Here is a 26,035-nt window from a genome sequence, read left to right as displayed (position 1 = left end):
TTACGCGCGCGTTATCGCCGGAATAAACGCAAAATGCGTCGCTATTTGTTGCGTTGATGACTGCGTCACACAGGTAAAATCCTTCCACTACCTGAAAAAGCGCGAGGTTTTGATGCAAACGTTTAAACGTGGAATAGTCGTGGCAGCACTGCTGTTCAGCCCTATGACGCTGGCGCAAGACCTGAATTCACAGCTGACGGCATGGTTTTCCCAGCGTCTGGCCGGATTTAGCGATGAGGTGGTCGTCACTATTCGAACGTCACCTAACTTACTGCCGAGCTGTGATCAACCGGCATTAAGCGTGTCTGGCAACGCAAAACTGTGGGGTAATGTGAACGTGCTGGCGCGCTGCGCTAACGAAAAACGCTATCTGCAGGTGAACGTGCAGGCCACGGGAAACTACGTTGTTGTCGCCGCGCCCGTAGCCCGAGGTAGCGCCCTGACGCCGGCCAGCGTAGCGCTGAAACGTGGTCGGTTAGACCAGCTACCGCCCCGCGCCGTGTTGGATATAAATCAGGTGCAGGATGCCGTAAGCCTGCGCGATCTGGTTCCAGGTCAGCCGATACAGCTTTCGATGTTGCGCCAGGCATGGCGGATCAAGGCCGGTCAGCGCGTTCTGGTTATCGCCAACGGAGATGGTTTTCGGGTGAATGCCGAAGGTAAAGCGCTGAACAATGCCGCCGTTGCACAGAATGCGCGAGTGCGGATGGTTTCAGGCCAGGTGGTGAGCGGTGTCGTCGATTCTGATGGGAATATTCTTATTAACCTATAATAAGTTAAAGATTTTTTAGCGTGTGCCGATAGATAATCAACCAATGAATACAGCGGGCCGCTATAGCGTAACCCCTCGATGAGGATAAACAAAATGAGCATTGATCGTACCTCACCATTGAAGCCAGTCAGTACCGTTCAGCCCCGCGAAACCAGCGATGCGCCGGTACAAAAAACGCGGAAGGAAAAAACCACCGCGACCACCAGCACCAGCGTCATGCTGAGCGACGCTCAGGCTAAACTGATGCAGCCCGGCACCAATGACATCAATATGGAACGCGTAGAAGCACTGAAAACCGCGATCCGTAACGGTGAGCTGAAAATGGACACCGGAAAAATTGCCGACTCGCTGATCCGCGAGGCGCAGAGCTACTTACAGAGTAAATAAAGTATGACTCGCTTGTCAGAAATACTTGACCAGATGACGACCGTGCTCAATGACCTGAAAACGGTAATGGATGCTGAACAGCAGCAGCTTTCCGCAGGCCATATCAATGGCAGCCAGCTACAGCGTATTACAGAAGAAAAAAGCTCTTTGCTGGCGACCCTTGATTATCTGGAGCAACAGCGTCGTCAGGAGCATGACGCCACGCGCAGCGCCAATGATGAAATTGTCGAGCGCTGGAAGACCATTACCATGAAAACACAGCACTTACGCGACCTCAACCAGCACAATGGCTGGCTGCTGGAAGGGCAGATCGAGCGTAATCAACAGGCGATCCAAGTGCTGAAACCGCACCAGGAACCGGCGCTGTACGGCGCAAACGGTCAAACCTCTGCTGCACACCGCGGCGGAAAAAAATTCTCTATTTGATGCAAGCCTGATAACACTTTTGCTTATCAGGCCTACGCGTTCTGTAGGCCGGATACGGCGTCATACCGCCATCCGGCATTGAACTGATCTGTTACGCCGTCCGGCGCACAAACTCTTTCACTTTAAAGCCCAGCACGGCGAGCGCAGCAAAGTAAGCGGCAATACCCGCCACCACGACGGCCATCAGACGCAACAGACGCCATAACATCGTCCCCTGTGACCAGTCCGGCATGATGTAAAGCATCCCAACCAGCGCCGCCGACATCACCAGCACAGAAATTACCAGTCGCGTCAGGAACCAGGTCCAACCCGGTTGGGGAGTAAAGATATTCTGCTTACGCAACTGCCAGTACAGCAATGACGCGTTCAGACACGCCGCCAGACCAATCGACAGCGACAGCCCGGCATGCTTCAGCGGCCCGATAAATGCCAGGTTCATTACCTGGGTCATAATCAGCGTTACAATGGCAATCTTTACCGGCGTTTTAATATCCTGGCGCGAATAGAAACCTGGAGCCAACACTTTCACCACGATTAAGCCAATCAAACCCACCGAGTACGCCACCAGCGCACGCTGGGTCATAGCAGCATCAAAGGCGGTAAATTTACCGTACTGGAACAGAGAAACTGTCAGCGGTTTAGCCAGAATACCCAACGCTACGGCGCTTGGTAATGCCAGCAGAAAACACAAACGCAGGCCCCAGTCCATCAAACGGCAATACTCGTCATGATTACCACTGGAAAAGCTTTTGGACAGCGATGGCAGCAGGATAGTCCCCAATGCTACGCCGAGTACGCCCGACGGAAACTCCATCAGACGGTCGGCATAGTACATCCATGAAACTGAGCCGGAGGCCAGAAACGAGGCGAAAATCGTATTGATGATTAGAGAAATTTGGCTGACAGATACCCCAAGGATCGCCGGGCCCATTTGCTTGACGACACGCATCGCCCCTGCATCGTGGAAGTTCACACGAGGAAGAACCAGCATGCCAATTTTCTTCAGATGCGGAAGCTGATAAACCAGCTGTAACACGCCACCAACGGTAACGGCCCATGCCAGCGCCAGCACCGGTGGATGAAAATATGGGGCTGCAAACAGCGCGAAGCCGATCATGCTGATATTCAGAAACGTGGGCGCAAACGCCGGAATGGAAAAGCGATTCCAGGTGTTCAGGATTGCCCCGACCAGCGAGGCCAGTGAGATCAGCAAAATATACGGAAAGGTGATCCGCAGCAGTTGAGTGGTCAGCGCAAATTTATCCGCCGTGTCGGCAAAACCGGGCGCGGTGACTAAAATCACCCACGGCGCAGCCAGCATCCCGGCAACCGTCACCACTGCCAGCGCCAGGGTCAACAGCCCGGAAACGTAAGCGACAAAGACGCGGGTCGCATCTTCTCCCTGCTTACTTTTATATTCGGCCAGAATAGGCACAAATGCCTGCGAAAAAGCACCTTCGGCAAAGATTCGGCGCAGCAGGTTAGGAAGTTTGAATGCCACAAAAAAGGCATCTGTAGCCATCCCTGCGCCAAAGATTCTGGCGACAATCGCATCACGCGCAAAACCCAGTACGCGTGAAAACATCGTCATCGAGCTGACGGCTGCCAGCGACTTTAATAAATTCATCTATGTTGTATTCCAGACTCTGAGGCAAAGCCCCGCATAATCAGCCCGTTTACCGGATAAGACATAAGCGCCACTATCCGGTAATCTCGCAGTGCCTGCTGGCAACGCTTTTGCGTCTTATCAAGCCAACAAATCAGCCAGGGGTTGAAAAGAGGTGTTATTTTTGAGTTGGCATATAGTACCTGGATTACATTGAATTACTACCGCCAGATGTTACAGGGGGTTATTCCGCCATCGCTTCTCGCCACAGCATTTCGACAACGCGCTGGGCCATTAGCGCCTGTTCGCCTGCCGTCTGCGGAACCGTCTGATTTTGCACGCACTCAATAAAATGACGTGCGCATCCGGCAAAACCACGCTGTTCCAGGGTGGTTTGCCAGCCAGCCACTGGCTTGTGCACCACGCCTTGCCCACGTTCTTCCCGCCATTCACGCATATCCGTAACGTCAATCAGGCCACCGTCCGTCACCGCCTGAACGATCTCGCGCTGGCTACCAGCACGACGATGCATACTGGTGGTTATCTGCATTTGTCCGACAGAAAAATGGTGCTCAGCATAGAGCATCGCACCGGATTCATTGGTTAATAGCGTACCGTTATTTAACTGCGCCGTCCCTCCAGCCAGCCATAATGCGGTATCGACCACGTGCAGATAGTCGTCCAGCAGAGTGAAGCGCAGATCGTGCGGACCGACGCTGTCCGTACGGTGCTTATCCATGCGCACGGACGTCGCCTGACTCAACTGAGCTTTGAGATCCTGATACAGCGGTGCAAACCGGCGGTTAAACCCTACCATCAGCGTCAATTTTTTTCGCTCGGCCAGTTCCACCAGTTGTTCAGCCTCACGCAGGCTTTCAGCCAGCGGTTTATCTACGCACACATGAACACCAGCATTCAGCAGTTCGCTTACCACCGCAAAGTGCGTCGCGGTGCTGGAATGCACGAAAACCGCATCACAGGTTTGCGCCAGATTCACCAGTGAATCAACATAAGGGATCCGCCAGGTATCACAGATACGCTGCGCTTTTTCCCGCGAAGGTGAAAATGCCCCTTCCAACGTCCAGTCTGCACTGGTGCCCAGCACAGGCAGCCAGGCCTTTTGTGCTATCCCGCCGAGACCGACAACGCCGACACGTAATTTATTCACATTAATCTCCCAGATGCGCAAGCAAGGAATCAAGCCGCTGCTTTAGCTCCGCGACTTCGGTTTCCAGCGCCTCAACCCGTGCCAGCAGATCACCCGAGGCTGCCGGGAGTTCATCTGCCGAGGCGATCGCCTCATCAACCTCACCGCAAAACAAGTGCATATAACGGCTTTCACGTTTACCCGGCTCACGCGCCAGGCGAATCACATAAGGACCATCTTCCCGGGTCGCTAGTTTCTCCAGCGTTGACTCCACTTCGGCCATATCGCTGAATTCATACATACGAGATGCACGGCTACGCAGTTCGCCTGGCGTCTGAGCACCGCGCAGCAACAACGTGGTAATCAGCGCGACTTCTCCCGCGCTGAGCTTAAGATTGCCGAACTCAGAGTTGCAAAAACGCTGCTCATATTTCGTGACGCGATTGCCAAAGCCGCTCACCGTGCGCAGAAAATGCCGTTTTACCAGGTTATCAAGCTGATCCTGCACTTCCGATTCCGACAGGTTCATCACCGGTTCACGATTCGTTTTTTGATTACAGGCGGTTACGACGCCATTAACGGAGAGTGGGTACTGTTCGGGTGTGGTGACTTGTTTTTCTAATAAACAGCCGATCACTCGCGCTTCGGTGGCGGTTAATTCGTATTTCATCGTCTTCTCCATTAATCGTGGCTGCATCTGAAAGTTAGCGGCCAGGGGTCCATTCTGATGTGGTTAATGCCGTCAGCACGTGATCACGCCACTGCCCGTCAATCAGCAGGTAGTTTTTGGCATAGCCTTCTTTTTCAAAACCCAGTCGCGCCAACAGATCACCGCTGCGCTTATTATGTGGCATGTAATTCGCCATGATGCGGTGAATATGCTGCGATCGCTGCATATAGCGGATGGCTGAGGTTAAGGCTTCATACATCAATCCCTGCCCCTGCCACTTCTGCCCAATGGAGTAACCGAGATAACAGGCGTGAAAAGACCCCCGCACCACGTTCGAGAAGTTCGCGACGCCGATAATCTCTTTTTCTTCCGGATCGAGCAGCGCAAAATAATAAGCAGTGCCCTGTTTATGAAACTCAGAGATCATACCGAGACGCGCCTGCCAGCCGGACGGATAACAGTGGCTTTCATCGCGAATAGGTTCCCAGGGTTTTAAGAAATGACGATTTTCTGCGTAATAATCTGCCAGACGCCAGGCATCACGCTCATGCACTAAACGCACGACCAGGTGGTCCGTGGTTAAGCGCACTTTTGGCACGTTACTGCGATAGCCAAACATTCTATACCTACTCCTTCCCGTAACGTCTTCAATACGCTATTCGCATTACTATACCTGTGCAAATACACCCTGTGAAAAGAGCAAAATGCCATTTTTTGAATTATTCACACATTTTGATGAAAACTCTCTATCAAGACGGACTTTTGATAAAAAAATATTGTCCCGCGAAGGGTGGGAAAAGCGATGACGACACCGCAGAATAGGAGGCGCTTATCTTTTAAACTCTATCCAGAGTGACGAGTTTTTCCCTGGAGGGGAAATGTCGCAAGTCTCGCAGGCAAGGAACCTGGGTAAATACTTCCTTCTCATCGATAATATGCTGGTCGTGCTGGGTTTTTTCGTCGTTTTCCCGCTGATCTCAATTCGTTTCGTCGACCAGATGGGCTGGGCTGCGGTGATGGTCGGTATCGCACTTGGATTACGCCAATTTATCCAGCAGGGATTGGGTATTTTTGGCGGTGCTATTGCCGACCGTTTTGGCGCCAAGCCGATGATCGTCACCGGCATGCTGATGCGCGCTGCCGGGTTCGCCACCATGGGTATTGCCCATGAACCGTGGCTACTGTGGTTTTCCTGCTTCCTCTCTGGGCTGGGCGGCACCCTCTTCGACCCTCCCCGCTCGGCGCTGGTAGTCAAGCTGATCCGCCCGGAAAAGCGCGGGCGCTTTTTCTCTATTCTGATGATGCAGGATAGCGCCGGAGCCGTAGTCGGCGCGTTGCTCGGCAGTTGGTTGTTGCAATACGATTTCCGCCTGGTTTGCGCCGTAGGCGCGATTTTGTTCGTTCTGTGCGCGGCGTTTAACGCGTGGTTGCTTCCGGCATGGAAGCTCTCGACAGTGAAAATTCCGGTGCGTGAAGGAATGAGCCACGTGATGCATGACAAACGCTTTGTCACCTACGTGCTGACGCTGGCGGGCTATTACATGCTGGCCGTACAAGTGATGTTGATGCTGCCTATCATGGTGAACGACATCGCTGGCTCACCGGCCGCCGTGAAATGGATGTATGCCATCGAGGCGTGTCTCTCTTTAACGCTGCTGTACCCAATTGCCCGCTGGAGTGAAAAACGCTTCCGCCTTGAGCATCGTCTGATGGCTGGTCTGTTGGTGATGTCACTAAGCATGATGCCGATCGGGCTGGTCGGGAATCTGCAGCAGTTGTTCACTCTGATTTGCACGTTCTATATTGGCTCGATCATCGCCGAACCGGCGCGTGAAACCCTCAGCGCTTCGTTGGCGAATGCCCGGGCCCGCGGAAGCTACATGGGATTCAGCCGACTGGGACTCGCCATCGGCGGCGCAATTGGCTATATCGGCGGCGGCTGGCTGTTTGATATGGGTAAAGCGCTGGCGCAGCCTGAACTGCCCTGGATGATGCTCGGTATCATCGGCTTCATCACGTTCCTCGCGTTGGGCTGGCAATTCAGTCTCAAACGCCCAACCCGCGGTATGCTGGAGCCAGACGCCTGATAACCGAACCAGCGTCCAGACTTTTTTCAGTTTTTTCTGCTGGCGTCCGGGGCGCTGGTACTCGATGATGCTTTGTGTCACGATTACGCCACATGCATCATGTTGAGGAACCCCATGAGAAAGTTTTTTTTTGCCGCTGCACTGATTGTCGGCGGCCTGTTGGTTGGTTGTAATCAACTCACGCAATACACGGTTAGCGAGCAAGAAATTAATCAAGCCCTGGCAAAGCATAATAACTTTTCAAAAGACATCGGTTTGCCCGGCGTTGCTGAAGCACATATCGTACTGAATAATCTCGCCAGCCAGATTGGCCGTGAAGAGCCTAACAAAGTAACCCTGACCGGCGACGCAAACCTGGATATGAACTCCCTGTTTGGCAGTCAGAAAGCGACCATGAGGCTAAAACTCAAAGCCTTACCGGTTTTCAATAAAGAAAAAGGCGCGATTTATCTGCAAGAGATGGAGGTCGTGGACGCCACCGTCACGCCGGAAAAAATGCAGTCGGTACTGCAAACGCTGATGCCTTATTTAAATCAATCGCTGCGTAACTATTTCAACCAGCAGCCAGCGTACATTCTGAAGGAAGACAGCAGCCAGGGTGAAGCGCTGGCGAAAAAACTGGCGAAAGGTATTGAGGTCAAACCGGGCGAAATCATCATCCCGTTCACCGACTAATAAAACTGAGGGCGCTGATGCGCCCTTTTTTTCGATATTACATTTATTCTGCAAGTAAAGTAATCGTGTGACCATCAAATACGATCTTCCGGGCATCATCAGGATCGAACGCAGCGCGTTTCACGATTAGCCGCCAGTTTCCCTTCTCCCTATCCGGATCGCGAAACAACGCGAATATCCGCCGGTTGAGCGGGTACCCAATCCAACGCCTGCGCAATATTCTCTGCCAGCGTTTCAGTAAAACTTTCCTCTACCCGTTGTAGTACTGCTTGTGGTGTCAGAATATGTTGGGTCAGGCGATTCCCCAGCAGCAGCGCAACAGCTGCTTCTCCAGTCCCTTCAGGCTTATCGGGATCAACCTGTAACGCAATAATGAGTAGCACTGTCTCTTCGCGGATTCGATCATCCAGCCAGTTGTCGACCACGCTCACTCCATGCCCGATAACAGGCTCCAGGCATTGACGTATATCGTAGTTTTCCCATGCGTTACGCCAGAGAGAATGCAACCGCTGGGCGGGTAATGACGTATTCACTTCAAACAGCAGAGCGACCGGGTGATTCTCCGGTAGTTGCTTAAGATGGCGTGCAATTCCTGCGACTAATCTGTTAAAAATTTGCTGAATCAGGTCATCTCGCGTCATTCCGCTCTGGATTGGCAGCCTACTTAGACGATAACTGTTATTGCCGTGCCATGAAGGCTGCATATGCAAGATTTGTTTATTCTGGGTCAACACCCCCACTGATGAGATATTCGTCTGTTCAGGCTCGATATGCGCGGTGATAAATGTACTGTGTAATATCTGTAACGCGCGCCGCCCACGTCGAATTTCACTTAACAACAGTTCTTCCCTTCGTTTATTCCAGGCGTTAGCCTGAATTAATGCCGGAAGATAAATCATCATGCGCAACCAGATTGCGGTTAGCCAAACGATAAATGGCAGCACGACCGCTATTATCCAGAATGCCGGTGCGTCAAATGACATTCCGGTAAAATAGCCCCAACCGAAGCGAGGAATCAGTAATCCCGCAAGGCTTTTGAACCAACGGCTACCGATCGGAAAATCGGGTTTCTGAGCCGCAGGAGGGATCAGCTTTAATTTAACGGGCATGATTTATAATCGCTAAAGGGAAACGGGAACGGCAAAATACGGTAAAAACGGGCTTACAGTCTGGCGTCACTCACGGCGCCGTGCGGGATTCAGTGTCCATCTCTTCCGGCCAGTGAATATGTCCCCACTGCTGGGGATGCTCCACAAACCGCGCTTCCTCTGGTACCGGCTGGTACTGCATATAGCGGCAGCAGTAGCACCACAACTCGCGCAATGCTTCCGGGTCTCCCACCGTCCACGTCAGCGCAAAGCGTTCCCGGACCCGGTTGGTCCCCGGCTGGCACACCGCGCCGTGCAGCTGATAACCCTGGTTATAACGTCCGGCCTCAAAGGTGATTTCTCCGCGCACTTCATCCCAGTGAAACACGCGGATCTCCACCGGCCATTCTGTCCACGGGTTCCAGCTGCTGCGCCGGTGTTCATAAATATAGATTTTCTGCCGTTTCCGGTTTAAACGCACAGGGGTACCACGGGGCGTGTGATAGGTCATTCTGATTAAAAGTTTAAAAAAAGAGAGGAAAAAGACTACACCCATCATTGAGACTAGAAAAATTCTTATATCCCACCAAAATAATATAGGGCTAATTGAAAAGAAAAAAATAAACGGCACTAAGAGAAAGGCAAAAGTATCACCTCCGCTCCATGATATCTGATTTTCATAACTGGGAATTTCCAGCCAGATGTCATTCTTTTCATTCAGCCAGATAGCATTGGGCTCCACACCATGCTCCAGCCACTGAACCGGCAGATCCGCCTGCCATCTTTCCGCCTGCGGGCTCAGCACGGAGCGGCGATAGAAAGGGTTTCCAGGATGTTCTCCTGGCATCGTATCAGCGCTCTGGCACTGTTTAGTTGTTCCGACGGAGGATACTGAGGCGCGACGCTGCGCTTTATTCCCTGATTTCTGATTAGCCATACTTCACCCCTTGATATTAATCGTTAATGACAGGACATCTTGCGGATTGTATTTATTTTTCCAGTAGGCACGGGTTTCACCCGCCCCTGGATAAGAGCCTGCGCGTCAAACTCTGCGCACCAGACGCCCCATGGATGTATAACGCCTATCCGGGAAATACCTTCATCATCGAGGGAGTTAAGCAACGTTTGCTGCTGGAAGTACTGGGGAGAAAGGAGGATTCCTTTTGTCCACAACGGACGACAGATCTTCATAGCACCTCCTGTGCATTCGCGTTTCAATTCGGGCATAACGTAAATTAATACTTAAGCCAAAATTATTTGTTATGTAGTTAATTATTATCATGAATATAATTACGTTTGATAATAAAAAATTTTACGAACAACAACAAGAGCAAGAGGCGCTAAACACAGCCGTTATTTCTATCTGGTACCGAGACTTTTTTACGTGCAAACGAAAACGTTTCCGCTTATCCTTTGTTTCCGGCAAAAAAGACTATCCTCAGCCGGAGCATATTGATGACTGCACCATCCCAGGTTTTAAAGATCCGCCGCCCAGACGACTGGCATCTTCACTTTCGCGACGGCGACATGTTAAAAACTGTCGTGCCCTATACCAGTGAAGTCTATGGTCGCGCCATTGTGATGCCGAACCTGGCTCCGCCCGTCACCACGGTTGACGCGGCTATCGCTTACCGCCAGCGCATTCTGGACGCGGTACCTGTCGGACACGATTTCACGCCATTAATGACCTGCTACTTAACGGATACGCTGGACCCCAACGAGCTGGAACGTGGATTTAACGAGGGCGTTTTCACCGCCGCAAAACTCTATCCGGCCAATGCCACCACCAACTCAACGCATGGCGTAACCTCTGTTGATGCCATCATGCCGGTGCTGGAACGGATGGAAAAATTAGGTATGCCGCTGCTGGTGCATGGTGAAGTGACGCATGCGGATATCGATATTTTCGATCGTGAAGCGCGTTTTATTGAAACGGTGATGGAACCGCTGCGTCAGCGTTTGACTGCGCTGAAAGTGGTGTTTGAACATATCACCACTAAAGATGCTGCCGAATACGTGCGGGACGGTAACGAGCTTCTGGCGGCGACCATTACGCCACAGCATCTGATGTTTAACCGCAACCACATGCTGGTCGGCGGGATTCGCCCGCACCTGTACTGTCTGCCAATCCTTAAACGTAACGTCCATCAACAGGCGCTGCGTGAACTGGTCGCCAGCGGATTTATCCGTGCGTTCCTTGGTACCGACTCAGCGCCGCATGCGCGTCATCGTAAAGAATCCAGTTGCGGCTGTGCCGGGTGTTTTAACGCCCCGACCGCGCTGGGCAGCTATGCCACCGTGTTTGAAGAGATGAACGCGCTGGCGCATTTCGAAGCCTTCTGCTCACTCAATGGCCCGCAGTTCTACGGCTTACCGGTGAACGAGAGCTTTATTGAGCTGGAACGCCTCGAACACCGGGTTCCGGAGAGCATTGCGCTGAAAGACGATACGCTGGTGCCTTTCCTGGGTGGCGAAACGGTACGCTGGTCAGTAAAAAGCTAAAAAAAGTGTAGCCAATTGCTGCGGATAACTGTATAAATAAACAGTATATTCCACAGGGGGCTACTATGCGTATTGAAGTCACTATTGCTAAAACTTCACCTTTACCTGCCGGTGCAATTGACGCGCTGGCGGGCGAACTCTCCCGTCGTATTCATCATCATTTTCCGGATAACGAAGGTAATGTTACCGTCCGTTATGCTGGCGCAAACAATCTGTCGGTCATTGGCGCGACAAAAGAGGACAAAGAACGCATCAGCGAGATCCTGCAGGAGACATGGGAAAGCGCAGATGACTGGTTCATCAACGAATAAATAATGATATGCAGTGATGTTTTTTTGCCGGGTCGCCCCGGCTTTTTTATACGCACTATCTTTTAATCAATCGCGCATTCCTTACAACGAACTTTTAATTTAATAATTAATTCCTGGTTATATTTTAACCACAACACCAAAATAATTGTGCAACATGCTAAAAAAAAATGAATAACATGTTGGTTTCTTAGTCAGAAAACGCTGAAAACAAAAAATTTATGCACTGCCCTCTTTAAATTTTCAATGAATACCCTTATTTATTGATATACTGAAGTTGCTTCAGAAAAAACGCATTGAACCTCGAAAACCGTTGTCTAGTAACACGAATTAGGGGGCATGATGGAAAAGAATAATGAAGTCATTCAGACTCATCCACTTGTAGGATGGGACATCAGCACTGTTGATAGCTATGATGCGCTGATGCTGCGTTTGCACTACCAGACCCCGAATCGCCCGGACCCGGATGGGACTGAAGTTGGTCAAACGCTCTGGTTAACCACTGATGTTGCCAGGCAATTTATTTCGATATTAGAAGCAGGAATCGCTAAAATTGAATCCGGCGATTACCAGGTAAATGAGTATCAGCGACATTAAACCTGATACATCCAACCATCAAAAGGCACCTTATCGGTGCCTTTCTTATTTCCAGGTTGAATATTCCGGGTCAGTTATTTACTCTGCTATACCTGTCATACTTCAAGTTGCATGTGCGTTGGCTTTCCTCGCTCACCCCAGTCACGTACTTATGTACGCTCCCGGGGATTCGCTGTGTCGCCGCCTTCCTGCAACTCGAATTATTTAAGGTATACTATCGCGATTGCAGAGAGAAGCGGATGAAATACGACTTAATCATTATTGGCAGCGGTTCCGTGGGTGCCGCAGCCGGATACTATGCCACTCGCGCCGGTCTGAAGGTACTGATGATCGATGCGCATATGCCCCCGCATCAGCAGGGCAGCCACCACGGCGACACTCGATTAATTCGTCATGCTTATGGCGAAGGTGAAAAATACGTTCCGCTGGTGCTGCGTGCGCAAACATTATGGGATGAACTGTCCACCCAAAATGAAGAGCCAATTTTTGTTCGCTCCGGTGTTATCAATCTCGGTCCGGCAGATTCCACCTTCTTAGCAACCGCGGCGCAAAGTGCAAAACAGTGGCAACTCAATGTTGAACAACTGGATGCAGAAGCCATCATGGCTCGCTGGCCAGAGATTCGCGTACCTGAAAACTATATTGGCCTGTTTGAAGCCGAGTCAGGTTTTTTACGCAGTGAATTAGCGATTAAAACCTGGATCCGCCTGGCAGAAGAAGCCGGTTGTGCGCAGCTATTTAAATGCCCGGTCAGCGCAATTCACCACAGTGATGATGGCGTGACGGTAGAAACCGCCGACGGTGACTATCACGCGCAAAAAGCGGTGATTTGCGCCGGAACCTGGGTGCAGGCATTGGTGCCTGAACTACCAATACAACCGGTACGTAAAGTGTTCGCCTGGTATCAGGCTGATGGGCGCTACAGCGTTAAGAATAACTTCCCTGCTTTCACCGGCGAACTGCCAAATGGCGATCAATACTACGGTTTCCCGGCAGAAAACGATGAGCTAAAAATTGGTAAGCACAATGGCGGACAGGTAATTCATTCTGCAGATGAACGTAAGCCGTTTGCCGCTGTCGCCAGCGACGGTTCTGAAGCCTTCCCATTCCTGCGCACAATTCTGCCAGGCGTTGGCTGCTGCCTGCACGGTGCGTCCTGCACCTATGATAACTCACCGGATGAAGACTTCATTATTGATACTCTACCGGAACATGACAACACGCTGATCGTTACCGGGCTAAGCGGACATGGCTTTAAGTTTGCCTCCGTACTGGGAGAGATTGCGGCAGACTTCGCCCAGAATAAACCGTCTGACTTTGACCTGACTCCCTTCAGGTTGAGCCGCTTTAAGCGATAATAAATGGATGGCCTCGTTGATGAGGCCATTTTTAATGACAGGAATAACGTTGATGCGTCGCATCTTTCACTATCTGGTTAATAATATTCGCGAGCACCTTATGCTCTACATTATTTTATGGTCGCTGCTGGCAATCATGGATGTGATATATATTATGTTTTTTTAATCTTGTTGCGCTGACAATAATTGACACAAACTGATACTAACTTAAAATTCATTGCAATTAACTGAATAATGGAAACAACTCCAACCCCGTCAAATTAAGCCTTAACTTCCGCCACCCTCTAATTCCTTGATGATTACTTAATAATTTAATCAATTTTATTGAATTAAAAATAAATATCATCATCATTGTTATTTATTAGTTGCATTAATGTCTTTTCCGCGCCATTTTCATTCACTTCTGAAATATCTAATGGTGTGATTATGCAATTCAATAATAGTCCTCAGCGCTATGGCGTGGTGTCTGCCGCATTACACTGGCTGATTGCGATTGCTGTATATGGCATGTTTGCGCTGGGCTTGTGGATGGTCACACTCAGCTATTACGACGGCTGGTATCACCAGGCCCCAGAACTGCATAAAAGCATCGGCGTTCTGCTCATGTTAGGGCTGGTTATTCGCGTTGTCTGGCGGTGGATCTCACCACCGCCTCCTGCGTTGGCAAACTATTCCCGTTTTACTCGCATCGCTGCGGCTCTGGGTCACCTCGCGCTATACACCTTGCTGTTTTCTATTGTCATTAGCGGATATTTGATTTCCACCGCTGATGGCAAAGCGATAAGCGTATTTGGCTGGTTCGATATTCCTGCGACCCTTGCTAATGCGGGCGCTCAGGCCGACCTCGCCGGTAGCCTGCATCTGTGGCTTGCGTGGAGCGTAGTGATTTTATCACTTCTGCACGGCGTGATGGCGCTGAAACATCACTTTATCGATAACGACGATACCCTCAATCGCATGTTGGGAAAATCGTCATCTGACTATGGAGCTTAAAATGAAAAAAAACCTGCTGGGACTTACACTCGCCTCTCTGTTATTCACCACCGGGTCGGCCGTGGCGGCAGATTACAAAATTGACAAAGAAGGACAGCATGCCTTTGTTAATTTCCGTATTCAGCATCTGGGTTACAGTTGGCTGTACGGCACATTTAAAGATTTCGACGGTACGTTTACCTTTGATGAGAAAAACCCCGCAGCCGATAAGGTAAACGTGACCATCAACACCAATAGCGTTGACACCAATCACGCCGAACGCGATAAGCATCTGCGCAGCGCAGACTTCCTTAACGTTGCTAAATTCCCGCAAGCGACCTTTAACTCCACCAGCGTGAAAAAAGAAGGAAACGACCTTGATATCACGGGTAATCTGACCCTGAACGGCGTTACCAAGCCCGTTACGCTGGACGCAAAACTAATCGGTCAGGGCGGCGATCCGTGGGGCGGCACGCGCGCTGGTTTTGAAGCACAAGGGAAAATTAAGTTAAAAGACTTCAACATCACCACCGATCTCGGCCCCGCGTCTCAGGAGGTCGATCTGATCATCTCAGTGGAAGGTGTGCAACAGAAGTAACGTGTGAATGGCCGGATGGGGCTCAAGCCACCACCCGGCATAGCGACTATTGCGCAGGATCCGGAATCCCCAGTTTGGTATTCAGGCGACCGCGTGACTTATTAAAGATTTTGTTGCCATTTTCACGCCCCGCGCGACGACGGCGTTGCTCCTCTTCCGGCAACTCACTCTCTTCGCAACACTGCTCGCTACAGCAGCCTTTAAACTTCTGCGCACAGGACGGACACTGGATAAACAGCAGATGGCAGCCGTCATTTTTGCAATTTGTATGGCTGTCGCAGGCGGTTCCACACTGATGGCAATGCGCAATAACATCTTCAGAGATCCTTTCGCCCATCCGCTCGTCAAAAACAAAGTTTTTACCCACGAAGCGCACCGGAAGTCCCTGTTCTCGCGCCTTGCGGGCATATTCAATAATACCGCCTTCAATGTGCCAGACTTTACTAAATCCATTGTGTTTCATCCAGGCACTGGCCTTCTCACAACGTATGCCGCCCGTGCAGTACATAACGATTTTTTTATCTTTATGCTCCTGCATCATTTCAACCGCTTTCGGTAACTGATCGCGGAACGTGTCTGCCGGGATCTCCAGCGCATTCTCGAAATGGCCCACCTCATATTCATAGTGATTACGCATATCAATAAATACCGCGTCAGGATCGTCCAGCATGGCATTCACTTCCGCCGCCTTCAGGTAATCACCCACGTTGCTGGCATCAAAGTTCGGATCGTCAATCCCATCCGCCACAATGCGTTCGCGCACTTTCATACGTAGCACCCAGAAAGATTTCCCGTCATCATCCAGCGCGATATTCAGACGTAATCCGTTTAATGCGGGGTCAAACGCATACAGTTGCTGGCGGAGTGCCTCGACATTGCTTTGCGGCACGCTGATTTGCGCGTTGATGCCTTCATGGGCAAGATACACGCGCCCAAAGACGTTCAACGCAGTGAACATCTGGTACAACGCATCTCGTGTGAGTTGAGGATCATTGATCGTGAAATATTTATAGAACGAGATGGTTGTGCGCGGCTCAGTCTCGGCCAGCATTTTGGCTTTAAGAGCATCGTTTGAAATGCGGTTGTGTAACACTGGCATGGTGTACGTATCCTGCAAAAAGGGAGAAAATGAAAATCGGCGGCATAATAAAGCAAACATCGCCAATTTACATCCACACATTTTACGCTACATTTCTTACTCCATTATAAAATCGCAACAACAATTGCTGATTTAATCACCACTCTCCCGTCGCAAATTTTTGATACGCGCGAAAAAATGCGATAATACAGGGAATTGGTCGTTTGAAGACAGGATAGACATGACGAATTTACCCAAGTTTTCGGCTGCGTTACTGCATCCACGTTATTGGTTAACCTGGCTGGGCATTGGCATCCTTTGGTTAATCGTGCAGTTACCCTACCCGATTCTTTATAAGTTAGGCTGCGCATTAGGTCGACTGGCGTTACGTTTGATGAAACGTCGGGCTAAAATTGTTTCCCGTAATCTTGAACTGTGCTTTCCACAGATGGGCGAACATGAACGCCAGCAGATGGTCGTCAGGAACTTCGAGTCTGTGGGCATGGGCGTGATGGAAACTGGAATGGCCTGGTTTTGGTCCGACAAGCGCATTTCACGCTGGACAGAAGTTATCGGGATGGAACATATCCGCGACGTTCAGGCGCAAAAGCGGGGAATTTTGTTAGTGGGCCTGCACTTTTTGACTCTGGAACTGGGTGCGCGCCAGTTTGGCTTGCAGGAGCCGGGGATCGGCGTGTATCGCCCTAACGACAACCCGCTGCTCGACTGGCTACAAACCTGGGGGCGTATGCGCTCGAATAAATCAATGCTCGATCGTAAAGACCTGAAAGGAATGATTAAAGCGTTGAAAAAAGGCGAAGTGGTTTGGTATGCGCCGGATCATGACTACGGTCCTCGCGCCAGCGTGTTTGTCCCGCTTTTTGCTGTTGAGCAGGCCGCAACAACCTCCGGAACATGGATGCTGTCACGCATGTCGAACGCCTGCCTGGTACCGTTTGTTCCTCGCCGCAAGCCGGACGGCAAAGGATATCAATTGATTATGCTGCCTGCGGAGTGTTCACCACCGTTAGACGACGCGGAAACTACGGCGGCGTGGATGAATAAGATCGTTGAACAATGCATCATGATGGCGCCAGAGCAGTATATGTGGCTGCACCGACGCTTCAAGACGCGTCCCGAAGGCTCCCCTTCCCTGTACTAAAGCACTGTTGCAGTCCACTGGACTGCAACCCCTTTCCTACCCACTTTAGGTTTAACTGCTATCCGCATTGCAGCAACTATCTACCAGGCGCATAATTAGCCTGCTTACTTATATTCAATCGATAGCGCAAACAGCGCGCCACACTGCGGAACGCTATGTCACCCACAGAAGCTCCCATAAACTGGAAACGTAACCTCACCGTTGCCTGGCTGGGTTGTTTTTTAACCGGCGCAGCATTTAGCCTGGTTATGCCCTTTTTACCCCTCTATGTCGAGAGTCTCGGCGTCACAGGTCATAGCGCCCTGAACATGTGGTCAGGCCTGGTCTTCAGCATCACTTTTCTCTTTTCCGCCATCGCCTCTCCTTTCTGGGGTGGTCTTGCCGATCGCAAAGGGCGAAAAATCATGCTGCTGCGTTCCGCGTTGGGCATGGCTATTGTGATGCTGCTGATGGGCCTGGCGCAAAATATCTGGCAGTTCTTGATCCTGCGAGCACTATTGGGGCTACTCGGCGGTTTCATTCCCAACGCCAATGCACTGATCGCCACCCAGGTTCCGCGCAATAAAAGCGGATGGGCGCTGGGAACGTTATCAACCGGTGGCGTCAGCGGCGCACTCCTCGGACCGCTGGCAGGAGGCTTACTTGCCGACCAGTATGGGCTACGCCCCGTTTTCTTTATTACCGCCAGCGTGCTGCTACTCTGCTTTATTCTGACGTTATTTTTTATTCGCGAGCATTTCCAGCCGGTGAGCAAGAAAGAAATGCTGCACATTCGCGAAGTTGTAGCCTCGTTAAAGAACCCCAAACTGGTGCTGAGCCTGTTTGTTACAACGCTGATAATCCAGGTAGCAACCGGCTCCATCGCGCCAATTCTGACGTTGTACGTTCGGGAACTGGCTGGCAACGTCAGTAATATCGCTTTTATCAGCGGCATGATTGCCTCTGTACCTGGTGTAGCTGCGTTAATTAGCGCTCCAAGGCTTGGCAAACTAGGTGACCGAATTGGCCCAGAGAAGATCCTGATTGTTGCTTTGGTCATTTCCGTGCTGCTGCTTATTCCAATGTCGTTTGTACAATCGCCCTGGCAACTTGGCGTGTTGCGCTTTTTATTGGGTGCAGCCGACGGGGCTCTGCTCCCGGCGGTACAAACGCTGCTGGTCTATAACTCGACCAATCAGATCGCCGGGCGTATTTTCAGTTATAACCAGTCATTTCGTGATATCGGCAACGTAACGGGGCCGTTAATGGGGGCGGCAATATCCGCCAACTATGGTTTTCGCGCCGTGTTCTGCGTGACCGCGGGCATCGTGCTGTTTAACGCTCTCTACTCGTGGAATAGCCTGCGCCGTCGCCGAAGCGCTGAGGCCGCTGGATGAATTTCGTGTATTCATACTTGCAATATCGCAGAATCAACTATTATTTACCTGAATGCTTCATTAAATCAAAGGGAGACTCCGATGACCATGTATGCCACGCTGGAAGAATCTGTAAATGTTTTTACATAGATAATAATCAATAAGTTATGAACATTCTAAAGATTACTATTATCATAGTCCACTAACACGGATTCGCAAGTTACCTTAGTACCGTTCCATTGGTCACGATATATTGATGTATCGATGCCGACACCAGGATGTAAGATTAGCCCCGTATCCTTTTCAAATTTGATGTACTTAGCAGACTGTATCGAGCGGTCATAGTATGTATGGCCTGAGTACTTAAACCCCGCACTACCCTGTGGAACAATCCATACCCCATAGCTGGAATACTCCCTTGCCCTATCAATTATCTTGAACTCAAATTCACTACCCGTATAACGGCCTGTATACGCCCCTGACGTGTTTATCTTGCCGAATGGGGGACTACCATAAGCAACACGGTAGAAACGGTCTGGTGTGTATTGTAGTGCATCACCAGTGATCCATTCGGCTTGTGGTAGTACACGTTTACCAATAAGTACGTATTTAGGATTCAGTTCAACACATGTGAAGTGTGAAGGTTTATTACGTATGAATTGATAGTAGCTAAGTCGCCCGATACCGGCACATAGTTCAATGCAGTCATCACTACAGCCAGCGTCTAGCATAAAGTCCCATGCTAGCATTTCGGGCGTGAAGAAAGCACCAGTAGCCCCGATACCATCCCCCCTGTAGTTATTAAAAATAAACTCTTTATCATCTTCTGTTAGTTGCCTATCTGAATGTACTAACTCCATAACTTTTAAACGTAGTTGTGATTCCTTTTTAGTTACTCTTGCCATAAAATACCCTTGTACAGTTGTTGTACGGGTATTTAGGGGAACTCGATGAGCCTTATCGATTTAAGTTTGTCAGGATTATCAGAACCTGGAACAAAACTTATTGAAAAAGTCAGTGATGCTATTGGTGTGCTTTATGAACCTACAAGAATCAGGAAAAAAGCGAAGGCTGAAGCTGAAGCTAAACGCACAGAGCTAATTTCAAAGTTAGAGCTTGAGGGAATAGAAAAACGGGCAGTTGAGCGTTTTCTCAAACGTGAAACTAAACGACAGGAAAACATTGAAAATATTACAATGCAAGCAGCACAAAGCCTATCTGAGACTGATAATGTTTCTGATATTGACGAAGATTGGATAGAGGCTTTCTTCAGAGAGTGTGAAGATATTAATGACGAACAAATGCAAATGCTTTGGGGAAGAATTTTATCCGAAGAAGCAAAGTCAAAAGGTTCGTTTAGTCGTAGAACCTTAAAACTATTGTCAACTTTAAGCAAAGAAGAAGCGAACCTTATTACTTATTTTGGCACGTTTGTTTGGCAGGCAAGTAACCTCACTCCAATTTTATTGACCGATGAGAATGGAAACACTGAAGGTATAACCTTCAATGAACTTTCTGTTTTAGACTCTTTAGGAGTTATTCAACAAGGCATTGGTTACAGTTTAACCTTCGGTAATAAAAAAGGTCGTATCGGTTATTACGGAATGGCATTTTTAGTTGAATTTCAAAGCGATGATTCATCAACCTGGAATCTACAAATAGGAACGGCTTTACTTACGCCTATCGGTCAAGAGTTGATGAAAATTTGCGGTTCCACTCCTGATATTGCGTATGTACATAAATTCCTCAACAAAACAAATGTTGAAGGAAGCCAGGTAAAGCTATCAATACTTACTATGTAAAAAAGGCCGGGTTACCGGCCTGAGTTCGACTAACCATAATTAAAAACACCTGCAAGAATTGCTCTAATGGAGCCTGTATTGCCACTAATCTAAAATGCATCAAGTACTAATAAAATATCCAGCAATCAAGCTAATGATAAAATTCCTGTAACATCCCACTATAACCTCTTTATCAACATATGTTATCTATTCACAAGAACGCACTGACTTCATCGACCTATTATGATTAGTAGATTTCTTTTTAGCTACTTTTGGCATAAAATACCCTTATATAATATATGCACAGGTAGTTAGGGAATTATTAATGAAAACCATCAAACTATTAGCAGTAGTTATAGTCATTACATTATTATCTATAGCCACTAATATTGCATTGATTTATCTATGCCCAGATACTGAATATTCACTTTGGGTTAGTACACAATCTTTGATCTTGACATTTATTGCGGCTACTTATTGCGTGAAAACAAAGATAAACCATTTTCTAGAAAGGGAAATCGATCTTATTGGTGTGTTTAGTGTTGCTGTAGCTATCAGTGCATCCATAACATCATTTTATGTAAATGATAAGTTTAAACTCCCCGATACATTAATATATTCCTTAGTAATTATTTTAGGAATAGCATTCATCATTTGGGATTATAAAACTTTTAAAAATAAAACAACTCGGTACATGTCAAATATAAAAAGCACCTCTACGTTTAGAGAAACAAATAGCCAAATAGTTATAACCACAAGAATAGATAAAGCCCCATAAGGGGCTTCATTTAGATTTTAACATTCCTTTAATTTCAGAAATATCTCTTTTTATTTTTGAAAGTTCTCGTACTAAATCGTACAATTCATCAATATCAGATTCGTTGTTTTCTGTTTTAGTTTCTAATACTAAAAGTTTACTTTCAATATCACTTATACGCCTTTCAGCTACTTGTTTTCTGTATCTTCGGGGGTTTGATCGTCGGTAGTACTTTCTGTAGTAATGTCGTTAGTTTCTTCTTGTTCTTGTTCTTGTTCTTGTTCATCTAATATTTCTTCATCCTCTGGTAATTCAAATTCCATTTCACCCAATTGATAAAGATGCGTGTCTATTACTTCCTTTAATCGGTCGCGTAAATCTTTCGCGTCAGTCATTGCAAATAGTTCTAGATAAATCTTATTGGGGATACTTCGAATAGTAGTTTTTATTTGATATAGATATGCGGTTAGTACTTGTTCCACGTATTCTGTATTCAAAACATGCTCTAACTTTTCCTGTAATTCCAATTCTGCTAATTGTCTTTCGGTAGTTAGCTTTTGTAATCGTTCCTGTTCAATCTGTTCTTTGATGTTAGTATTACGGAGTGGTTTTAAAATATTCTCCACAATCCACTTTCTTGTGTTATAATCCGTATCCATTGGCATTCCTTTTAATACCCAAGAACGCACAGTTGATTCATCATATCCATATTGTTTTGCTAAAGTTCTAATTGATGTTTTCATTTATCATCCTTTTATTTATTGAGAGTTAATAATGCACGACCGTAAAATGGATTTTGAGCTTGTTATTAATTTATTAAATAGCTTCCTTAAAAATAAAGACATAAGAAAAAGATTACATTACATTGTTGATAATAGAATTAATGATTGGGAAAAATGGCTTCAAATAGAATTTGAACAATTTATTGCAGCCAAAAGATTTCAAGTAAAGCGGGAAGTGACTGCTTATCTTGACCCATTTTTATTCCCACAGAATAGGCTTTCAAAAGTAGACATTATTCTTTGTCAAAACAAATCACTTAACGATGGTTTTATATTTATTGAATTTAAATGTACTAAGAGTATCGCAGCACTGAAGAGAGGTTTAGAACACGATAAGTTAAAAATACAATCCATCATTGACTGTGAATATAAAATCCGCAATTCTTTTTTTGTTGGTTTCCATTTGAATTGTAAGCCAAAAGAGATCGATAACATGGATACATATGTTACTGAAATACTAAAAGGATCTTATGCTGTATTCAAGATTTGCCCCTGCCCCGCCAATCACAACTGTAATTGTACCAATAATGAAATTGGGGTAGTACTTTGTTAAGTGCGGTGCGGGTATGCATTTATTTTTCATATATATGTAAATTAATGCGTGGGCGAAAACTCGCCTCTTATGGGGTATGGGGGAGCACCTTTTGAAAAAGACCATATAAAACAATGATATATTTGTTTTGCTCTATTTAGGGGTATAGGTGGTGGCACGCCACTTACGTATTATTTATGCACCATATTGTATAAATGAAAGTACTATCACACTAAGGCGGTATTGTATTTTGTACCCGTTCACAGTCTGGTGGTTTAGTATTTCGTCACGTAATTCTTTTAATCTTTTATATGTTTATGTTCACTACCCTTATATGAATCAATTGCATTAATTGGGTAGTTATACTTACCAATGCTATATCGTGAATAGTTTAATGTAATGTAGTTATACTTGAGTGTTAGTGAATGGTTATCAATGATTAGCCCGTAACCGTCCTGTGTTATGATATGAGCGGTTATTAGATTATCTTTACGGGATGGTTCATATCCGTAGGTATCGTTGCTTGTGGGCGTTTCTATGGCCTGTGTGTGCCATTGAGAAAGTGCAGGAAGGTGATTAACATTGCGTGTACTCCTGTGCTGTATAGGAGTATTTAGAAATAAAAAAAGCCAGCCTAACGGCTAGCTCATTCATTAATAACATACTAAATTTTTCAGACTTATTATTATTACCATAGAGTTGATGAATTAACACAAATCGGTAATGAACAATATTGTTTCACTGCAATGTCCTTTTGCATTTTATATCGATATACATAACACCTTTTTTGTCCATGTATTCATTTCCATAATAATATCCATCGCTATGTTGTTCATTTACAATTATTACTTCTCTATAGATATCATCATTTGGTGCTGTTTCATAATGATATGCCCCTCCTGGTGGTGGCATCTTATCCAAATAGCGTGTTACATACCTATCATCTGCTGTAGTTGAACCTATGTTGCTTATATCCCAACATTGAAAATCTGGTACTTTTGCTGCAAATACAGTGATTGGTAACATCAATACAAACAACATCCTTTTCATTTTTTTCTCTCTTTTCGTTGAAAGGTACTATCAAACACTTTTTAGTATGCCTGCTACCCCCCACTCACCCCAACAAACAAACCTACCCAATGTGAGGGGGGGCAACAATAGTGTACCTTATTAGGGTTTTAGTGGTAAAGTATAGCAATCTCAATCTGTACGTTGGATTTACTAATGGGAAAGAAAATATCAGTAAAAATATTGAAAGAAGACATAGATTTCTTTGAATCATTCTTTGGGAAAAAGGTTGAATCATTTAAAGAAGATTCCAGAACAGATAAAATGCTACATCTCGCCTTAGAGAAAGCACACGATATACGTAAGTTCGAAATTGAATTATACTGGAAACGAGCAACATACTTTTTCGCATTTTTTACTGTCATTACCGCTGCGTTCGGTTATCTATTTACATCTAAAGAATATTTCTGTTTTTCCCCTATTGCTGCCCTAGTAGGTTCTCTAATTTCTATTTGTTTTATATTTGTTAACATTGGTAGTAAGTATTGGCTTTGTAACTGGGAATTCATTATTGATAAACTCGAAGTTTATGTTACTGGAAATCTATATAAAGTATATTTCTATGATAATAAGTATCCGCTTCGCCCTTCTGTTTCTGATATCAATAATTTAATAAGTTATATTATTTTAATAGTATGGGTTTTATGCTTCATTACTTCTACTTCCCCATTCAGTACAAGCGATCCTCAATTTTTTTGTGTTTTGTTAATTTCATATTTTCTAGTTTTAGTAATTTTTTCAATTTTGTGCTATAAATCAGTTAAGAATGTATTAGATTCGGATAAAGTGCCAACAAGATTCTACAAATTTAGGAAGAATAATTATGAAAAGTGGAAGTAAAATCAAGATATTTAATACACTTTTACTTACCATTGTAGCTACGCTATTAATTGTAGCTATTTTAGTCGTCATAAAAATATTGTTTTCCGGTTCTAAGGGATTAGAATGGGTAACTTTGGTAGGAGCATGGTGTAGTGCTGCGGGTACATTAGGTACTCTATGGGTTGCTTACTTAGCATATCTAAAAGCACCTGCATGGTTATCACAAAAACATTATGATGTTGTTTATAGTGTTATTGAAAAAGCAATCTATCAAGATCTCATTAAGGTACGTTCTGCTAGCTTAATTTTAAAAAATCATTTAGTAACTTTTTCAAAAAAATACCGTAATCATTTAAAAAATGAGACAATACCACAAAACTCATTTGATGATTTTATGAAGGAAACAGATGCCCTTGTTTCTGATTTATTCATTATCTCATACTCTGTAACTAATGCTTTAAAGTCAATTAATAGAACTAATTACGTTATGAGTGATTACACGAATAGCATAATCACTAACATCCAATCATATACTGAAAAATATAATGATTTGAGTATTGAATTTTTTATAGCTAGTTCTGATGTTCCTTCATTGATAGCAGCCGATGAAAGTTTTAGAAATCAAACCAGTAGCGAGCTTCTAGCTATTCAATTAAAAGCCATTTCATTTCACAATCAACTCTCAAATTTCATTAAAGAGATATATGATAATAATTATCCAATTGATCAATTTATTACCTTAAAGGGAAATTAATTCATACCCTATTACATGATTTTATCCACCTCTGGCATTCACCTGATTATCTAATTCAAAGATGGCCTACTGTGATGTGTTGATTGTTGTTGTCATATGATGCCAGTAATTCTGAGACGTACCTATTTTACCCACAAGATAATCTATAACCATTGCTTGAGCGTCCATATTTATCATCACCAAATACCGTACTAATATGTTTATAGTAACTTTATCCGTTTTTATACTCACATCATCCGTTATATTACTATATCTTTACCTTCTGGTTTCATAAATACGAACTACGAATGGTATCATAATGTAAACATTCAGATACAAACCAATTCCTGACTAGGATATCGTTGCTTTTACTATGTATCTTCATATCTAAGATAGATTTTATTTTTATTATTTTATTGCCTTCACTATCACAGGAAAGCAATAGTGCCTCACTTCCATTTGTACTAATTATTATTTCATCTTCACCTGTATATATGTGGTTGAAAATATTTGGTGTATAATTACCTATATAGAAAGCCAAGAAGAAATAAGTTATTAAAGTCCATGCTGCCCATTTCGAAAAAAATGATTTAGATTTTTCCTGGAATATTTTTTTAATACAACTGTTTAGTAAGAATATTGATACAAATAAAATCAGGTTTATGATAAAGAATTTCCATTCTAATAATATGTCACCCAATATTAGCATAGGTGCCATCATTCCAGCACTAATTATATTAATATTATGAAATAAAGTATTCGAACTTCTATA

General features: G+C 46.1%; 30 protein-coding genes. 19 read left to right on the top strand and 11 right to left on the bottom strand.

Annotation, left to right across the window (positions count from 1 at the left end):
• The first annotated feature begins 112 nt into the window (after positions 1-112).
• From flgA to flgN, 3 genes are all read left to right on the top strand, one after another.
• Positions 113-772 carry a flagellar basal body P-ring formation chaperone FlgA gene (flgA, locus tag On2M_RS13200; RefSeq protein ID WP_151219683.1) on the top strand — a complete coding sequence of 220 codons (660 nt, stop codon included), beginning with the start codon at positions 113-115 and terminating at the stop codon, positions 770-772.
• A 93-nt stretch (positions 773-865) separates the two neighbouring features.
• Positions 866-1,159, top strand: a complete 294-nt coding sequence (flgM, locus tag On2M_RS13195; RefSeq protein ID WP_016152624.1) for a flagellar biosynthesis anti-sigma factor FlgM — start codon at positions 866-868, stop codon at positions 1,157-1,159.
• A 3-nt stretch (positions 1,160-1,162) separates the two neighbouring features.
• Positions 1,163-1,585 (top strand): flagella biosynthesis chaperone FlgN, encoded by a 423-nt coding sequence (flgN, locus tag On2M_RS13190; protein WP_187252649.1) that lies wholly within the window; start codon positions 1,163-1,165, stop codon positions 1,583-1,585.
• Between the two features lie 91 nt (positions 1,586-1,676).
• On the opposite strand, the gene murJ is transcribed toward flgN, so the two are convergent.
• From murJ to rimJ, 4 genes are all read right to left on the bottom strand, one after another.
• A complete protein-coding gene (gene murJ, locus On2M_RS13185; protein ID WP_151219682.1) occupies positions 1,677-3,212 on the bottom strand; it encodes a murein biosynthesis integral membrane protein MurJ in 1,536 nt (511 codons plus the stop codon).
• Between the two features lie 223 nt (positions 3,213-3,435).
• The gene (locus On2M_RS13180) at positions 3,436-4,359 is read right to left on the bottom strand and encodes a Gfo/Idh/MocA family oxidoreductase (RefSeq protein WP_210904955.1); all 924 of its coding nucleotides are present in this window, start codon (positions 4,357-4,359) and stop codon (positions 3,436-3,438) included.
• Between the two features lies 1 nt (position 4,360).
• Positions 4,361-5,008, bottom strand: a complete 648-nt coding sequence (locus tag On2M_RS13175) for a YceH family protein (protein ID WP_151219680.1) — start codon at positions 5,006-5,008, stop codon at positions 4,361-4,363.
• A gap of 34 nt (positions 5,009-5,042) precedes the next feature.
• Positions 5,043-5,627: a ribosomal protein S5-alanine N-acetyltransferase gene (gene rimJ / locus On2M_RS13170; RefSeq protein WP_210904954.1), complete on the bottom strand. Its 585-nt coding sequence runs from the start codon at positions 5,625-5,627 to the stop codon at positions 5,043-5,045.
• A gap of 259 nt (positions 5,628-5,886) precedes the next feature.
• Here rimJ and mdtH point away from each other — a divergent pair, with 259 nt between their 5' ends.
• Together mdtH and On2M_RS13160 are read left to right on the top strand one after the other, a co-directional pair.
• Positions 5,887-7,095, top strand: a complete 1,209-nt coding sequence (mdtH, locus tag On2M_RS13165) for a multidrug efflux MFS transporter MdtH (protein ID WP_151225235.1) — start codon at positions 5,887-5,889, stop codon at positions 7,093-7,095.
• A gap of 114 nt (positions 7,096-7,209) precedes the next feature.
• Positions 7,210-7,770, top strand: a complete 561-nt coding sequence (locus On2M_RS13160; RefSeq protein WP_210904953.1) for a lipoprotein — start codon at positions 7,210-7,212, stop codon at positions 7,768-7,770.
• Between the two features lie 149 nt (positions 7,771-7,919).
• On the opposite strand, the gene On2M_RS13155 is transcribed toward On2M_RS13160, so the two are convergent.
• The 3 genes from On2M_RS13155 to On2M_RS13145 form a co-directional block, all read right to left on the bottom strand.
• The gene (locus On2M_RS13155) at positions 7,920-8,879 is read right to left on the bottom strand and encodes a hypothetical protein (protein WP_210904952.1); all 960 of its coding nucleotides are present in this window, start codon (positions 8,877-8,879) and stop codon (positions 7,920-7,922) included.
• A gap of 70 nt (positions 8,880-8,949) precedes the next feature.
• Positions 8,950-9,795, bottom strand: coding sequence for a DUF6708 domain-containing protein (locus On2M_RS13150; RefSeq protein WP_210904951.1), 846 nt, complete (start codon positions 9,793-9,795; stop codon positions 8,950-8,952).
• Between the two features lie 23 nt (positions 9,796-9,818).
• Positions 9,819-10,049 (bottom strand): hypothetical protein, encoded by a 231-nt coding sequence (locus On2M_RS13145; protein WP_210904950.1) that lies wholly within the window; start codon positions 10,047-10,049, stop codon positions 9,819-9,821.
• Positions 10,050-10,313: 264 nt separating this feature from the next.
• On the opposite strand from On2M_RS13145, the gene pyrC reads away from it, so the two are divergent.
• From pyrC to On2M_RS13110, 7 genes are all read left to right on the top strand, one after another.
• Entirely contained in the window at positions 10,314-11,360 is a 1,047-nt protein-coding gene (pyrC, locus tag On2M_RS13140) for a dihydroorotase (RefSeq protein ID WP_210904949.1), read from the top strand.
• 65 nt (positions 11,361-11,425) lie between these two features.
• Entirely contained in the window at positions 11,426-11,671 is a 246-nt protein-coding gene (gene dinI / locus On2M_RS13135) for a DNA damage-inducible protein I (protein WP_006685106.1), read from the top strand.
• 339 nt (positions 11,672-12,010) lie between these two features.
• Entirely contained in the window at positions 12,011-12,265 is a 255-nt protein-coding gene (gene bssS / locus On2M_RS13130; protein WP_003036154.1) for a biofilm formation regulator BssS, read from the top strand.
• Positions 12,266-12,504: 239 nt separating this feature from the next.
• Positions 12,505-13,623, top strand: a complete 1,119-nt coding sequence (gene solA / locus On2M_RS13125; protein WP_151225224.1) for an N-methyl-L-tryptophan oxidase — start codon at positions 12,505-12,507, stop codon at positions 13,621-13,623.
• Positions 13,624-13,675: 52 nt separating this feature from the next.
• Complete coding sequence (locus On2M_RS13120; RefSeq protein WP_003036148.1) at positions 13,676-13,789, top strand: YceO family protein; 114 nt, start codon at positions 13,676-13,678, stop codon at positions 13,787-13,789.
• Between the two features lie 260 nt (positions 13,790-14,049).
• Positions 14,050-14,616, top strand: coding sequence for a cytochrome b (locus tag On2M_RS13115; protein WP_151219670.1), 567 nt, complete (start codon positions 14,050-14,052; stop codon positions 14,614-14,616).
• Position 14,617: 1 nt separating this feature from the next.
• Positions 14,618-15,193, top strand: a complete 576-nt coding sequence (locus tag On2M_RS13110; protein WP_151219669.1) for a YceI family protein — start codon at positions 14,618-14,620, stop codon at positions 15,191-15,193.
• Between the two features lie 46 nt (positions 15,194-15,239).
• On the opposite strand, the gene On2M_RS13105 is transcribed toward On2M_RS13110, so the two are convergent.
• Positions 15,240-16,292 (bottom strand): rhodanese-related sulfurtransferase, encoded by a 1,053-nt coding sequence (locus tag On2M_RS13105; RefSeq protein WP_187260040.1) that lies wholly within the window; start codon positions 16,290-16,292, stop codon positions 15,240-15,242.
• 220 nt (positions 16,293-16,512) lie between these two features.
• On the opposite strand from On2M_RS13105, the gene On2M_RS13100 reads away from it, so the two are divergent.
• Positions 16,513-17,433: a Kdo(2)-lipid IV(A) acyltransferase gene (locus tag On2M_RS13100; RefSeq protein ID WP_151219668.1), complete on the top strand. Its 921-nt coding sequence runs from the start codon at positions 16,513-16,515 to the stop codon at positions 17,431-17,433.
• 155 nt (positions 17,434-17,588) lie between these two features.
• The gene (gene mdtG / locus On2M_RS13095) at positions 17,589-18,809 is read left to right on the top strand and encodes a multidrug efflux MFS transporter MdtG (protein WP_187252659.1); all 1,221 of its coding nucleotides are present in this window, start codon (positions 17,589-17,591) and stop codon (positions 18,807-18,809) included.
• A 155-nt stretch (positions 18,810-18,964) separates the two neighbouring features.
• Here mdtG and On2M_RS13090 read toward each other — a convergent pair whose 3' ends face one another.
• Positions 18,965-19,693: a methyltransferase gene (locus On2M_RS13090; RefSeq protein ID WP_210904948.1), complete on the bottom strand. Its 729-nt coding sequence runs from the start codon at positions 19,691-19,693 to the stop codon at positions 18,965-18,967.
• Positions 19,694-19,738: 45 nt separating this feature from the next.
• On the opposite strand from On2M_RS13090, the gene On2M_RS13085 reads away from it, so the two are divergent.
• Together On2M_RS13085 and On2M_RS13080 are read left to right on the top strand one after the other, a co-directional pair.
• On the top strand, positions 19,739-20,590 hold the full coding sequence (locus On2M_RS13085) for a DUF2806 domain-containing protein (protein ID WP_210904947.1): 852 nt from the start codon (positions 19,739-19,741) through the stop codon (positions 20,588-20,590).
• Positions 20,591-20,894: 304 nt separating this feature from the next.
• Positions 20,895-21,347 (top strand): hypothetical protein, encoded by a 453-nt coding sequence (locus On2M_RS13080; RefSeq protein WP_210904946.1) that lies wholly within the window; start codon positions 20,895-20,897, stop codon positions 21,345-21,347.
• A 167-nt stretch (positions 21,348-21,514) separates the two neighbouring features.
• Here the strand turns inward: On2M_RS13080 and On2M_RS13075 are convergent, their stop codons facing one another.
• On the bottom strand, positions 21,515-22,069 hold the full coding sequence (locus tag On2M_RS13075) for a hypothetical protein (protein WP_210904945.1): 555 nt from the start codon (positions 22,067-22,069) through the stop codon (positions 21,515-21,517).
• Between the two features lie 31 nt (positions 22,070-22,100).
• Between On2M_RS13075 and On2M_RS13070 the strand changes: the two genes are divergently transcribed.
• Positions 22,101-22,661 (top strand): hypothetical protein, encoded by a 561-nt coding sequence (locus tag On2M_RS13070; RefSeq protein ID WP_210904944.1) that lies wholly within the window; start codon positions 22,101-22,103, stop codon positions 22,659-22,661.
• A gap of 717 nt (positions 22,662-23,378) precedes the next feature.
• Here the strand turns inward: On2M_RS13070 and On2M_RS13065 are convergent.
• Positions 23,379-23,690, bottom strand: a complete 312-nt coding sequence (locus tag On2M_RS13065; RefSeq protein ID WP_103847890.1) for a hypothetical protein — start codon at positions 23,688-23,690, stop codon at positions 23,379-23,381.
• A 174-nt stretch (positions 23,691-23,864) separates the two neighbouring features.
• On the opposite strand from On2M_RS13065, the gene On2M_RS13060 reads away from it, so the two are divergent.
• Positions 23,865-24,548, top strand: coding sequence for a hypothetical protein (locus tag On2M_RS13060; protein WP_210904943.1), 684 nt, complete (start codon positions 23,865-23,867; stop codon positions 24,546-24,548).
• A complete protein-coding gene (locus On2M_RS13055; protein WP_210904942.1) occupies positions 24,532-25,284 on the top strand; it encodes a hypothetical protein in 753 nt (250 codons plus the stop codon). Before On2M_RS13060 ends, On2M_RS13055 begins: the two co-directional genes overlap by 17 nt.
• Positions 25,285-26,035: the final 751 nt, after the last annotated feature.

It is taken from the genome of Citrobacter sp. On2M, assembly GCF_018035235.1.
GTDB lineage: Bacteria > Pseudomonadota > Gammaproteobacteria > Enterobacterales > Enterobacteriaceae > Citrobacter > Citrobacter meridianamericanus.
The sequence above is the reverse complement of the archived record's forward strand: the minus strand, read 5'-3'. Positions and strand labels throughout refer to the sequence as shown.